This window comes from Caballeronia sp. LjRoot31 (assembly GCF_964253885.1).
Taxonomy (GTDB): Bacteria; Pseudomonadota; Gammaproteobacteria; order Burkholderiales; family Burkholderiaceae; genus Caballeronia.
Genome location: NZ_CAXURX020000001.1, coordinates 768,617 through 782,483, shown reverse-complemented (window position 1 = coordinate 782,483; position 13,867 = coordinate 768,617). Strand labels below are relative to the sequence as shown.

9 protein-coding genes are annotated in these 13,867 nt (G+C 61.6%); 2 read left to right on the top strand and 7 right to left on the bottom strand.

The features are described from left to right. Positions 1–40: 40 nt before the first annotated feature. The 3 genes from ACSQ8V_RS03285 to ACSQ8V_RS03275 form a co-directional block, all read right to left on the bottom strand. The gene (locus ACSQ8V_RS03285) at positions 41–1,147 is read right to left on the bottom strand and encodes an S-(hydroxymethyl)glutathione dehydrogenase/class III alcohol dehydrogenase (protein ID WP_436204885.1); all 1,107 of its coding nucleotides are present in this window, start codon (positions 1,145–1,147) and stop codon (positions 41–43) included. A gap of 58 nt (positions 1,148–1,205) precedes the next feature. After that, entirely contained in the window at positions 1,206–2,438 is a 1,233-nt protein-coding gene (locus ACSQ8V_RS03280; RefSeq protein ID WP_436204884.1) for an AGE family epimerase/isomerase, read from the bottom strand. A 76-nt stretch (positions 2,439–2,514) separates the two neighbouring features. Further along, positions 2,515–3,945, bottom strand: a complete 1,431-nt coding sequence (locus ACSQ8V_RS03275) for a xylulokinase (protein ID WP_436204883.1) — start codon at positions 3,943–3,945, stop codon at positions 2,515–2,517. 387 nt (positions 3,946–4,332) lie between these two features. On the opposite strand from ACSQ8V_RS03275, the gene ACSQ8V_RS03270 reads away from it, so the two are divergent. Further along, a complete protein-coding gene (locus ACSQ8V_RS03270) occupies positions 4,333–5,706 on the top strand; it encodes a nucleobase:cation symporter-2 family protein (RefSeq protein ID WP_436204882.1) in 1,374 nt (457 codons plus the stop codon). Positions 5,707–5,833: 127 nt separating this feature from the next. Here the strand turns inward: ACSQ8V_RS03270 and ACSQ8V_RS03265 are convergent, their stop codons facing one another. From ACSQ8V_RS03265 to ACSQ8V_RS03255, 3 genes are read right to left on the bottom strand one after another with little or no spacing between them, the layout of a single operon-like run. Beyond that, on the bottom strand, positions 5,834–7,474 hold the full coding sequence (locus ACSQ8V_RS03265; protein WP_436204881.1) for an efflux transporter outer membrane subunit: 1,641 nt from the start codon (positions 7,472–7,474) through the stop codon (positions 5,834–5,836). A gap of 1 nt (position 7,475) precedes the next feature. Next, positions 7,476–10,667 carry an efflux RND transporter permease subunit gene (locus ACSQ8V_RS03260; protein ID WP_436204880.1) on the bottom strand — a complete coding sequence of 1,064 codons (3,192 nt, stop codon included), beginning with the start codon at positions 10,665–10,667 and terminating at the stop codon, positions 7,476–7,478. 28 nt (positions 10,668–10,695) lie between these two features. Further along, positions 10,696–11,949 carry an efflux RND transporter periplasmic adaptor subunit gene (locus tag ACSQ8V_RS03255; RefSeq protein WP_436204879.1) on the bottom strand — a complete coding sequence of 418 codons (1,254 nt, stop codon included), beginning with the start codon at positions 11,947–11,949 and terminating at the stop codon, positions 10,696–10,698. A gap of 455 nt (positions 11,950–12,404) precedes the next feature. Here ACSQ8V_RS03255 and ACSQ8V_RS03250 point away from each other — a divergent pair, with 455 nt between their 5' ends. Beyond that, positions 12,405–13,055, top strand: a complete 651-nt coding sequence (locus ACSQ8V_RS03250) for a TetR family transcriptional regulator (RefSeq protein WP_436204878.1) — start codon at positions 12,405–12,407, stop codon at positions 13,053–13,055. A 29-nt stretch (positions 13,056–13,084) separates the two neighbouring features. Here the strand turns inward: ACSQ8V_RS03250 and ACSQ8V_RS03245 are convergent, their stop codons facing one another. Continuing rightward, entirely contained in the window at positions 13,085–13,849 is a 765-nt protein-coding gene (locus ACSQ8V_RS03245) for a CoxG family protein (RefSeq protein WP_213768663.1), read from the bottom strand. Positions 13,850–13,867 lie beyond the last annotated feature (18 nt).

Here is a 13,867-nt window from a genome sequence, read left to right as displayed (position 1 = left end):
GCGCGCCGTTTTTGGCGCGCCGCCTCAGTTGGCGCTTCGCTTAATACAACACCACCGAGCGGATCGATTCGCCCTTCTTCATCAGGTCGAAACCTTCATTGATGCGTTCGAGCGGCAGCGTATGCGTGATCAGATCGTCGATATTGATCTTGCCTTCCATATACCAGTCCACGATCTTCGGCACGTCGGTACGCCCGCGTGCGCCGCCGAACGCCGAGCCCTTCCACTCACGGCCCGTGACCAGCTGGAACGGCCGCGTGCTGATCTCCTCGCCCGCCGCCGCCACGCCGATGATGAACGACTGGCCCCAGCCCTTATGCGTGCATTCCAGCGCCTGACGCATCACCTTCGTGTTGCCGATACATTCGAACGAATAGTCCGCGCCGCCGTCGGTCAACTGCACGATGTGGTCGACCACATTCGGCACTTCGTTCGGGTTGATGAAGTGCGTCATGCCGAACTTCTTCGCGAGTTCCACACGGCCCGGGTTCAGGTCAACGCCAATGATCTTGTCCGCCCCAACCATCTTCGCGCCCTGGATCACGTTCAAGCCGATACCGCCCAGCCCGAACACCACCACGTTCGCGCCGGCTTCGACCTTCGCCGAATACACGACCGCGCCCACACCCGTCGTCACACCGCAACCGATGTAGCAGATCTTGTCGAAAGGCGCATCTTCACGCACCTTCGCCACCGCGATTTCCGGCACAACGATGTAGTTCGAAAACGTCGATGTGCCCATGTAATGGAACAGCGGCTTCCCGCCGATGGAAAAGCGCGACGTGGCATCCGGCATCAAGCCGCGGCCTTGCGTGGAACGAATGGCCTGGCACAAATTAGTCTTGCGCGACAGACAGAACTTGCACTGGCGGCATTCAGGCGTATAGAGCGGAATGACGTGATCGCCCTTCCTCAACGTGCCCACGCCCGGGCCGACATCGACCACGATACCCGCGCCTTCATGCCCGAGAATTGCCGGGAAGATGCCTTCCGGATCGGCGCCCGAGAGCGTGTAGTAGTCGGTATGGCAAATGCCGGTCGCTTTCACTTCAATCAGCACTTCACCGGCGCGCGGTCCTTCGAGATCGACTTCCTCTATGGTGAGCGGCTTTCCGGCTTCCCATGCAATGGCGGCTTTGGTCTTCATGTCTGGCTCCTTTCGTTGATCGTTGATTCAGAGTGGGCAGGCAATGCGTCGCACCATGTCATGACACAACATTTAGTACTTCGTAGCATGCACCCATGGTGTGATAGTCGACCTTGCCGGCCGGACTTTTTTCGTTGCTGTATTTCGTGTTGTCGCGCACGAGTATCCGGTACCACGCGCCCCATTTGTGATCGACGAAATGGTCCCAGCTGTAGGTCCACAAACGGTCGTACTCGGTCCAGTAACGCGCTGCCGTAGCCGAATCACCGGCTTGCGCGGCTTGATCGGCGAGCAACGCGGCGGCGGCCAATGATTCTGCCTGGACCCAGAAATACTTGTCTTCGTCGTAGAACTCGCCCTTGATATCGAAGCCGTAAACCATCCCGCCGTGTTCGTGGTCCCAGGAAAATTCCAGCGCACGATCAAACAGTTCTCGTGCACGCGTGACGTGCCATGGGTCCGGACGATGCCGGTCGAGAATCAGCAGCAGCTTCGCCCATTCGGTCTGATGGCCCGGCTGGAATCCCCACGGCCGGAAGATGTTGGTCTTGTCGCCCTTGTTGTATTCCCAGTCGACCGACCAGTCCGGCTTGTAGTGCTCCCAGACCAGGCCGCCGGCAAGCTCAGCCTGACGATTCACCATGTTGTCCGCAAGCAGCGCGGCACGGTCCAGGTAACGCACATCCTGCGACGCCTCGAACGCAGCGAGCATCGCTTCGCAGGCATGCATGTTGGCGTTTTGTCCGCGATAGTCCGACACCACCCAGTCCGCACTCGCTTCGTCTTTGTACAGGCCGTGAGCCGCGTCCCAGAAGTGCGTCTCCATCAGGTCCCAGGTTTCTTCCAGGTACCCGCGCGCTTCTTCGTATCCGGCTTCCAGTGCCTTCGCATATGCCAGCACGACGAACGCGAGGCCGTAGCAATGATTGGTGGCATCGGTGACATCGCGGCCGCTGAGCGTCCACGCATAACCACCGGTCTGCGGATTACGATGAAACTCACGCAAGTATTCAATGCCATGCCGGACACCACCGCGATACTCATCGAGGCCGAAGTGCTTGTACGCCATGGCATAGTTGAAAACGAAGCGCGTGCTCGACACCAGATGCCGCGACTTGCGGTCATAAATCGTGCCGTCATCCTTGTAGAAATGATAGAAACCGCCCGCCGGGTCCATGCAGTGCGGATGATAAAACGTCATGGTCCGCAGTGCGTGATCGAGCAGGAACTCACGCGAGCGAAAGTCGGGATGGTCGGGATGTGTAGCCGGGGACGTGGTTGTATCGGACATATTCGTATGAGGCTGTTCGTACTGTCTTTGGATTCGCTTGGGCGAGCGTTAGTGTAAGCGGAGGTGGAAACGAGCGTTAAAACCAGCTCGCGTTACGCTGGTATAAATCGATGAAACGCGTATGACGGAGCGCCAAAGCCCCGTCGCTATCTGCACCACCCGGCGATGCAACCAGCGTCGCCGACGGCGCCAGCACCTCCAGATCCGCCGCGTGCCAGGACCCGAGCGCGATGCCGCCAAGGATCGCCGCGCCGCGCGTCGCCGCGTTCGGGCAATCGACGGCTTGCAGCTCGGCGTCCAGCGCGTCGGCAAGAAGCTGACGCCAGCGCGGATCGATCGAGCCGCCGCCGGCAAGCCGCAGGGTTCGTACCGCGGCCGAGGGTCCCGCGTTCAGACGAATGGCATCGAGGCCGGCACGCAAGGCAAACGCTACGCCTTCGAAAGCCGCGCGCATCATCGTGCCGCGTGTGTCGCCAAGACCCAAGCCGAGCCACCCGCCCCTCGCCGATGGATTCATCCACGGCGAACGTTCGCCGCTCACGTACGGCAAGAACGTCACGCGCGTGGATGCCGGCGCACTGAACGCGTCTTCATAAGCGCTCGGCCAGTTCGTGTAGCCGAGCCAGCCGCGCACCGCTTCGAGCGCCACGCCCACGTTCTGCATCGCAGCCATCCGATACCACTGGTCAGTCGCCGCGCGATACGCGTGCAGCCCGATGACAGAGGCCGGCGCATCCGTCGACATCACCACGATCTGGCCGCCGCTGCCGGTGGTCAGCAACGCGTCGCCATCGGCAAAAAGACCGCTGCCGAGCGCGGCGCAAGCAGTGTCGCCCGCGCCCACAGCCAGCACTATTCCCGCGCGCAGCCCGAGCAGTTTCGCGCCCTCCGCGTTCAACGTGCCGGCCGCTGCATACGATGGCGCGAGCGGCGCGAACCACTCCCGCCGCAGCCCGATTTCCGCGATAAGCGCGTCGTCCCACACGCCCGAAGGTGCGGCTAGCGCGGTGGCGCACGCGTCCGACGGATCAGTGCAGACTTCGCCGCCCAACGCCGTGCGCAGCCAGTCTTTCGGCTGCAAGGCCCAGCGCGTCTTGCTCATCACTGCGGGCTCGTTCACCACGAGCCAGCGCAGCAGTGGCCCCGCCATGCCGGGCGCGACGGGATTCGCTTGCGGCGGGCGCCACGCGTCGAGCAAATCGAGCGCGCGGGTATCGGGCCATAACATCGCGGGACGCAGCGCGTGGTTGTTCTCGTCGGTGACTACGACGCCATGCATCTGCCCGGAGAAACCGATTGCATTCACCTGCTCGCGCTCATGGGCGGGCAGGCGTGCGGCTGCATCGCGCAGCGCATTCCACCAGGATTCGACGGGCGTTTCGGCCCAGCCGGGAAACGGCGTCGTGACTGCGTACGCGGCGCTCGCGAAGGCACGTTCGTGACCGTCTTCATCGACGATAGCGAGTTTCAGCGATGCCGTGCCCAGATCGATGCCAAGAAATCGCATGGAGATTCGTAGAAAAATAAGCTGAAAAAACGGGTTGCGACGGGTTTACCCGCTGCCCGCGCCGCGCCTCTGGAAAACAGACTATGCGGTGCGGCGGATAACCATCATAACCACGCCTCGTATCTGGACGCCTTGCGAAGCGCGACGCAAATCGTCCTTCGCCCGCCAGCCGTGGCTTCACTGCGCCAGACGCGATATTAAGGCACTCGCGGCATATCAGCGCGGCTAAGGGGGCCATACGCCAACGTCGACTTGTTCTCATTTTTTGCGCCGCTTACCTTGAATCACTAATTCGAGGGACACGCTCGGATCAACGCAAACAATTGCATGGGACCGGAGTAAGGCGCTAAAGCGCCAACTCCGGTCGACATTGGAGACAGAAACGACATGGCATCAATCCCGGTTCACCCGTGCGACGAACGGTTACCCGCCGCCCAGCTGCTTACGCTAGGCATTCAGCATGTACTCGTGATGTACGCAGGCGCCGTCGCGGTCCCGCTGATTCTCGGCGCGGCGCTCAAGCTGCCGAAAGACCAGATCGCGTTCCTCATCAGCGCCGATCTGTTCTCGTGCGGCGTCGCGACCCTTATCCAGACGCTGGGCCTGTGGATCTTCGGCATCCGCTTGCCGGTCATCATGGGCTGCACGTTTGCCGCCGTCGGCCCGATGGTCGCTATCGGCACGAATCCGGGGCTCGGCATTCTCGATATATTCGGCGCGACGATCGCAGCGGGCGTGGTGGGGATTTTTCTCGCACCGATGATCGGCAAGTTGCTGCGCTTTTTCCCGCCCGTGGTGGTCGGCACGGTGATCGCGGTGATCGGTTTGTCGCTGATGGGCGTGGGTATCAACTGGGCGGCCGGCGGTGTCGGGAACCCCGAGTACGGCAATCCGGTTTATCTGCTGCTGGCGCTTGTCGTGCTCACCTTGATCCTGATGATCAACAAGTTTGCTCGCGGGTTTGTCGCGAATATTTCGGTGTTGCTCGGGATCGTGGCGGGGTTCGGGATTGCCATGTCGCTTGGGCGCGTCGATCTCGACGGCGTGACGAACGCGCCTTGGGTCGGCATCGTGCTGCCGTTTCACTTCGGCCTGCCGCACTTCGACCCGCTTTCCATTGCAACGATGGTCATCGTCATGTTCGTGACCTTCATCGAATCGACGGGCATGTTCCTGGCTGTCGGTGACATGGTCGAGCGTCCCGTCGATCAGGATGCGCTGGTGCGCGGACTGAGAGTGGATGGATTGGGCACGCTGATTGGCGGGATCTTCAACTCGTTTCCGCATACGTCGTTCTCGCAGAACGTCGGGCTGATCGGCGTCACGGGTGTGAAGAGCCGCTTCGTCTGTGCGACCGGCGGCGTGATCCTCGTGGCGCTCGGGCTGTTTCCGAAGATGGCGCAGGTGGTGGCATCGGTACCGCCGTTCGTGCTCGGCGGCGCGGGCATCGTCATGTTCGGCATGGTCGCGGCGAACGGGATCAAGGTGCTGTCGAAGGTCGACTTCGTCAAGAACCACCACAACTTGTTTATCGTCGCGGTGAGTATTGGCCTGGGACTCGTGCCGGTGGTCGCGCCGAAGTTCTTCTCACAGTTGCCGCATGCGCTGGAACCCATTCTTCATAGCGGAATCTTGCTGGCGTCGGTGTCGGCGGTGCTGCTGAATATTGTGTTTAACGGGGTGAAGAAGGAACGCGACGCGACCTGCGCGATCCGTCATGCCGGAAGGGATTTCGATGGGACGGCGAAGGTGAAGCACTGAGGAAACGCATCAAGACCATTCATAAGATTCCTTGAGCGAATCGATGTCAGTGCAAACCTGAGAGACCAATAAAAAAACCGCAGCCCCAAAAGGCTGCGGTTTTTCAACATCTGAACCACCTACAAATTTACCCTGCCGATCCCACTGTTTTCCCCTCGGCATCAACCTGCGGCTTCGCCGCCGGCACCAGATGTTGTACCGGTACCAGCTTCGCAGAACCCGCCGAAGCCGAAGCCGAGCTGACCGTCGTACCGGAAGCCGCAGGCGCAACAGCCGCCGTCGGCGTGCCGATATCACGGTAATTCGGCATTGCATCCGAAGGACGTGGCTGATCGCCCGCATGCTCGACCCAGCCGCCGCCCAGCTCACGATACAAATCGACGAGATTCGTCACCCGGTTCAGCCGCGCCGTAATCAGCAACTGCTGCGCGGTGTACAGGTTCGTCTGGGCCGTCAGCACGCTCAGATAGTTGTCCACGCCGTTGCGATACCGCATATCCGACAGCTCCAGCCCGCGAGCCTGCGACTTCACATACAACTCCAGCGCCTTGATCTGCTCGTCGTACGTGCCGCGCGCGGCCAGCCCGTCCGCTACTTCGCGGAACGCCGTCTGGATCGCCTTCTCGTAATTCGCGATCTCGATGCGCTTCTGGATCTGAGCCAGATCCAGGTTGGCCAGGTTAGCGCCGCCCTCGAAAATCGGAATCGAGATTTGCGGTGCGAACGACCACGCCGCCGAACCCGGCTTGAACAACGTGCCAAGCGAAGGCGCGAGCGTCCCGAAGTTACCCGTCAGTGAAATCTTCGGGAAAAACGCCGCACGCGCCGCACCGATATTCGCGTTCGCCGCGAGCAGCGAATGCTCCGCCGACGCAATATCCGGACGCCGCACAAGCAGGTCCGAAGGCAGCCCGGCGGGGATATCGGCGAGCAGGTTCTGGCTGTCGAGCGGCAGGCCCGGCGGCAAATCTGCCGGCAACGGCTCACCGATCAGCAGCACCAGCGCATTCTCGGCCTGCGCCCGCAGACGCAATTGCGACTGCAGGTTGGCGGCAGCCTGCTGCAGGATGCCCTCAGACTGAGTCACGTCGAGCTCGGTGCCCACGCCGTTATCGAATTGCAGCTTCGTGATCCGATACGACTCCTGCGCCGTCTTCAGCGTATTGCGCGTGACGGTGAGCTGGTCGTCGTCCGAAAGCATGGTCAGGTACTGGTCGGCAACTTGCGACACCAGCGAGATTTCCGCCGCCTTGCGTGTTTCCGCAAGCGCGAAATACTGCTCGAGCGCCTGATCCTTCAAGCTCTGAATCCGCCCGAAGAAGTCGATTTCCCAGGACGCGTTCACCCCGACCGAATAGTCGGTAGAGAGCGTCTGATTAAACAACGACAGATCCCTCGGTGTTCGCGTCTTGGTCTGCGACCCGACTGCGTCAAGCGTGGGCAGCAACTCGGAACGCGTGATCTGATACTGCGAGCGCGCCGCGGCCACGTTAAGCATGGACACCCGCAGATCGCGGTTGTTCTTCAGCGCGATTGCAACGATCTGCTGCAAGCGCGCGTCGACGAAGAAATCGCGCCAGCCGATGTCCACCGCCGGCTTTGCCTGCGCCGCGCCGCCTGGCGAAGCCGCGTCCGGCTGCCTGTCATAGATGCCGCCCGTCGGGAACGTCTGGTCGACGGGCGCCGCCGGGCGCTCGTACTTCGGCGCCATCGTGCAGCCAGCCGCAAAAAGCGCGACCGCTGCCGCTATCAAGGAGTGTTTTAGCATCTCAATGTCCTTCCTTGGCCGGAGCAGGCGTGCCGCCGTGGTCACCATTGCCGCCGTTGCCATCGCCGTCGTGTTCGTGGTGCGGCGTACCCTTGTCGTGGCTGATTTTGCTGATCACCACAAAGAACATCGGGATCATGAAAATTGCCAGGAAGGTTGCGGTCAACATCCCGCCGATCACGCCTGTACCAATTGCGTGCTGGCTGGCTGAACCCGCGCCGTTACTGATTGCAAGCGGCAACACGCCGAGAATGAACGCCAGCGACGTCATCAGAATCGGGCGCAACCGCAAGCGCGCCGCTTCCATTGCCGCTTCGACCGTGGTCCTGCCCTGACTGCGCAAATCGCGTGCGAATTCCACGATCAAAATCGCGTTTTTCGCCGACAACCCGACCGTAGTCAGCAAGCCGACCTGGAAGAACACGTCGTTTTCGAGCCCGCGCAAGGTAGCCGCGAGCAACGCGCCCAAAATACCGAGCGGCACGACCATGATCACCGAGAACGGAATCGACCAGCTTTCATACAACGCCGCAAGACACAGGAACACGACGAGAATCGAGATGCCGTAAAGAATTGGCGCCTGCGACCCCGACTGGCGTTCCTGCAGCGACAAGCCCGTCCATTCGTAGCCAATACCGGCCGGCAACTTCGCCGCGATCGCCTCGATGGCCTGCATGGCCTGACCCGTCGATTTGCCCGGCGCTGCCGCACCCTGGATTTCAACCGCTGAAATACCGTTGTAGCGTTCGAGCTTCGGCGAACCGTAGATCCATTCGCCCGTACCGAACGCACCGAACGGAACCATCGCGCCGGCACTATTGCGCACGTACCACTTGTTCAGGTCTTCCGGGCTCATGCGGAACCGCGCGTCGCCCTGTACGTAGACCTTCTTGATCCGGTTATCGACGTCCAGGAAGTTGTTCACGTACGACGAAGCCCACGCGATCGAGAACACGTTGTCGATGGTCGCAGGCGACAGACCCAGCGCGTTCGCCTTCTCGCGATCCACGTTCACCTTGAACTGCGGCGTATCGTTCAGGCCGTTAGGACGAACCTGCGCGAGCGTGGGATCTTTCGCCGCCATGCCGAGCAGCATGTTGCGCGCTTCCATCAGCTTTGCGTGACCAACACCCGAGCGATCCTCCAACTCGAAGTCGAAGCCCGACGCCGTGCCCAGTTCCGGAATGGACGGCGGATTGACCGGGATGATCATCGCGTCCTTATAGCCCGCGAAGTGCCCGAACATGCGTCCGACCAGCGCGCCCACCTTCTGGTCCGCGCGCTGCCGTTCGCCGTAGTCCTTCATCCGCACGAACACCAGGCCCGCGTTCTGGCCGCGGCCCGCGAAGCTGAAGCCGTTCACCGTAAAGACCGCTTCGACGATGTCTTTCTGGTCCGTCAGCAGCCAGTTGGTTACGTCGGCGAGCACCTTGGCCGTACGCTCCTGCGTCGAACCCGCCGGCGCCTGGACGAGCACGAACATCGTGCCCTGGTCTTCGTCAGGCAAGAACGACTTCGGCAGGCGGACGAACAGGAAACCCACCGCGACGATCACGACCAGATAGATGATCAGCCAACGGCCCGAGCGGCGGATAACGTGCTGCACGCCGCTGTGATACTTGTCCTGGCTCTTGGCGAAAGTGCGGTTGAACCAGCCGAAGAACCCCTTCTTCTCGTCGTGATGACCCTTCTCGATTGGCTTCAGGAGGGTCGCGCACAATGCCGGCGTCAAAATCAACGCGGTCAGCACGGACAAGATCATGGCCGCGACAATAGTCAGCGAAAACTGCCGGTAGATCGCGCCCACCGACCCGCCCGAGAACGCCACCGGCACGAACACGGCCGACAGCACGAGCGCGACGCCCACCAGCGCGCCGGTAATCTGGTCCATCGCCTTGCGGGTGGCATCCCTTGGAGACAAGCCCTCCTCGGCCATCACTCGCTCGACGTTTTCCACCACCACGATCGCATCGTCCACCAGCAAGCCGATGGCGAGCACCAGCCCGAACATGGAGAGCGTATTGATGGAGAAACCCACCAGCCCCATGACCGCGAAGGTACCCAGCAACACGACCGGCACGGCGATGGTCGGAATCAGCGTGGCCCGCAGGTTTTGCAGGAACAGATACATGACCAGGAACACCAGCACGATCCCTTCGATCAGCGTCTTGACCACTTCCTCAATAGACAGCTTCACGAACGGCGTGGTGTCGTACGGATACTTCACGACCAGGCCCGGCGGGAAATACTTCGACAGGTCGTCGATCTTCGCGCGCACCAGTTTCGCCGTGTTCAGCGCGTTGGCGCCCGTGGCGAGCTGGATACCGAAGCCGGCGGTCGGTTGACCGTTGTACTTCGTGTCGAAGTTGTAGTTCTCACCGCCCAGCTCGATGCGCGACACGTCCTTCAGGCGCACTTGCGAGCCATCCTGATTCACCTTCAGCAGGATGTTGCCGAACTGCTCAGGCGTTTGCAGCAACGTGGCTTCCGTAATGGTCGCCTGCAGCATCTGGCCCGGCACCGCCGGCGTACCGCCCAAGCCGCCGCCTGCCACCTGCACGTTCTGCGCGGCGACAGCGTTCGTCACGTCGAGCGGCGTCAACGCGAAGTTGTTCAGCTTGGTCGCATCCAGCCAGATCCGCATGGCGAATTGCGAGCCGAACAACGTCACTGTCCCAACCCCGTCGATACGGCTGACCGGATCTTCCACCTTCGACGCCACGTAGTTAGCGAGGTCGTAACGGCCCATGCTGCCGTCTGTGGAAACGAATGCCATCACCATCAAGAAGCTGCTGCTCGACTTCGTCACCTTGGAGCCGAGCTGCTGAACGGCTTGCGGCAAGAGCGGCGTCGCGAGTTGCAGCTTGTTCTGCACCTGAACCTGCGCGATGTCCGGATTCGTGCCGGCCGCGAAGGTCAGCGTAATGGTGGCCGTGCCGGAGTCATCACTGGTGGAAGACAGGTAGAGCAAGTGATCGAGGCCGCTCATCTGCTGCTCGATCACCTGCGTTACCGTGTTTTCCACCGTGCTGGCGGACGCACCCGGGTACGTAGCACTGATCTGAATGGCCGGCGGTGCGATGGTCGGATACTGCGCGACCGGCAAGGTGAAGATCGAAGCGATCCCCGCCAGCATCAGAATAATGGCGATCACCCACGCGAAAATCGGGCGATCGATAAAGAACTTTGCCATGAAACAGGCTCCCTTTTATTGCGCCTGATTACGCGCCTGATGCCGCGGATGCGGGTGCCGGATTGCTCGAAGCCGCCGCGCCGCTTGCGCCAGCGACGGCAGCAGCCGGAGCCGCGCCCGCGCCAGCGTCTGACGCCGCCTGAGCCGGCAGTTGTGCATCGACAGCCTTCACGGTTGCACCGGGCCGGGCTTTTTCCGTCCCCTGCACGATCACGCGATCGCCCGGATTCAGGCCGCTATCCACGACCCACTTGTCGCCGTAGGTACCCGACGTCACCAGTTGACGCAACACGACCTTGTTGTCCGGGCCGACCACCAGCGCCGTCGGCTGGCCCTTCTGGTCATGCGTCACGCCGACTTGCGGGACCACCAGCGCCTTGTCGTTCACACCCTCGTCAATACTGGCGCGCACGAACATGCCCGGCAGCAGCACGCGGTCCTTGTTCGGGAAAATCGCGCGCACCGTGACCGAACCGGTGCCCTGGTCCACGCTCACGTCGGAGAACTGCAACTTGCCCGGTTCCGGATACGCGCGGCCGTCTTCGAGAATCAGCGTGACCTTGGCGGCGTTGACGCCGCTGGTTTGCAAGCGGCCTTCCTGGATATCGCGGCGCAGCTTGAGACCGTCCACGCTCGATTGCGTCAGGTCGACATAGACCGGATCGAGTTGTTGCACGGTGGTCAGCAGCGTCGCGGCGCTAGCCTGCACGTAAGCACCCGGCGTGACCTGCGACAAACCCGTGCGGCCCGTGATAGGCGAGACTACGTCCGTATAACCGAGGTTGATCTGCGCCGTGTCTACTGCGGCCTTGCCCGACGCGACGTCGGCCACGGCCTGCCCTTGAGTCGCCACGGCGTTGTCGTAGTCCTGCTTGCTGACCGCGTTTGCCGCGACGAGGATCTTGTAGCGCGCCGCCAGGGCGTTCTGCGTGATCACGTTGGCTTGCGCCTTGGCAAGCGTTGCCTTGGCGGTATTCAGGGCCGCGATGTACGGCGCCGGATCAATCTTGTAAAGTCGATCGCCGGCCTTCACGTCCGCGCCTTCCGTGAAATCACGGCGCAACACAATGCCGTCGACCCGTGCACGAACCTGGGCGACAAGAAACGCGCTCGTGCGGCCGGGCAGTTCGCTCACGACAGGAACGGTGGTGGGTTGAATCGTGACGACCCCGACTTCGGGCGTCTGGGGCGGCGGTGCTGATTGTTTTTGTCCGCAGGCTGCAAGAATCACGGCAGCCGTCGCGGCACTGATTAAGCGGAATGGAACCCGTTCGACGCGCATGGAGCGACCTCTGTCAAAGACTGAGATTGAAATAAGTGCGCGGCCGCCTTCTACGGGCGGGCCGCTACGAGCGTCTGAAGACGCTTACCAGTAGCCATTGGGCGCAAAAACCAGTGCCCCGACCATCATTGTTCCTCCGCGCCGGGAGCCGTCTCTATGTACGGCTGCCGCTGACAACGACCTTAGGGATGGACCACGCGGACGGACGGCGGAATGAAAGCTGTGTCGGATATTAACCGGTCAGTGCTACTTGGGCTATCGTTGGACGGATGGTATTGTATATACATTCATGAATGAACGTAAAAGAGACGATCGTACGTGAACAAGAGCAGTGCGAGGGGAATCGTCTCGAAGGGCTGGCGAGCGATGAACAAATGGTTGACGTCGCTGCAGTACAAATGTAAGACGGCGCTCATTTATCGCGCCGAGGCGAGCTAGCTGGGACCCACGAAACAATGGTCAGACGAACCAAGGAAGAAGCGGCGGAGACGCGCAATAGTATTCTCGATGCAGCAGAACGGGTTTTTTTCGAGAAAGGCGTTTCGCGCACCACACTAGCCGACATCGCGCTGGAAGCCGGCGTTACGCGCGGCGCAATCTATTGGCATTTTGCAAACAAGGGCGACCTGTTCACCGCCATGTTCGACCGCAGCCTGTTGCCGCTTGACGAACTGGTCGAAGCAACGCTCGACACCAAAGAGGCCGATCCGCTTGGCCGGATCCGCGACATCTTCATCTGGTGCATGCGCAATATCGCGCTCGACGAGCAGCGCCGGCGCGTATTCGACATCCTGTTTCTGAAATGTGAGTTCGTGGAAGACATGGGGCCGGTGCGCGAGCGGCATCAGACGAACATGCGCGAAGGGAAAGAGAAGATCGGGCGCGGACTGCGCAATGCGGTTGATAAAGGCCAGTTGCCGGCGTTGCTCGATACGCACCACGCCACCACCATCCTGCACGCGCTCTTCACCGGCATTCTGTACGACTCACTGATGTGGCCCGAGAGCATCGACCTCAAGAATGATGCCGAGCGCCTGATCGATTCCTGTTTCGACGTCATGCGCTACAGCCCCCACATGCTGCTGCGTCCCGCCGGACCTCTGTAACCGCGGGCTAGCCGAAAATGCCGGCGCTGCTATCGCAGGCCGTAGCGCTGCGCGAGAAACAGGAACACGGCGACACAGCAGATCATCGCGACCCACGCCCATGCGGGCAGGCTGTGCGGATGAGGATGGCGAGGCGCGTGACCGGGCAGCCGGTGGCGCAATACGCCGCCAATAGCGTCGGCGGTTGCCGCCGTGCGGGATTTTTGCGCGGCCGGCGTGCCGTGACGCGCGAACGCCGCCGACATGGAGATCGGTCGCAAGAATACGTGCCGGCGCGAAACAGCGGGGCCGGGCACAACCGCCGGCGGCTGACCATGCTTCGCGCGTACGACTTCGCAGAATTCGATAAAAAAATCGTCGGCAACTTCGCGCAGCGAGTTTTCGATCTGGCGTGCCGGCAAACCTGCCAGCGGCCCGGTGAGCGTCGCCCAGACGGTGTATTCAATCCACGTCGATGCGCTGTTCGCGTCCGGAATCAGCGCCACCGCGATTTGTCCGCGCAACGATCCCACGCCTTCGCCACGCGCCTTGAAACTGAGGGTTTGCGCGTCGACATCGCCGGATTGGCCATCATGGCGCGGCAAACGGGTTGCGTCGGCAACATGTGCCCGAATCGCGTAGTGCGCCCGCAACGCGCCAAGCGGCACCGTCAGCCTCAACGTGTATTCGCCACCGGCAAGGCGCACCAGGGATTCGCAGTTATCGATACTCGCGCGCACCAGCGCAAGATCTCCCAAAGCCTCGCGCACCTGAGCGGGTTCGAGCGGAATGCATAAGGCATCGGCGACTTCCATCGGGCCCTCCCGTTGTGT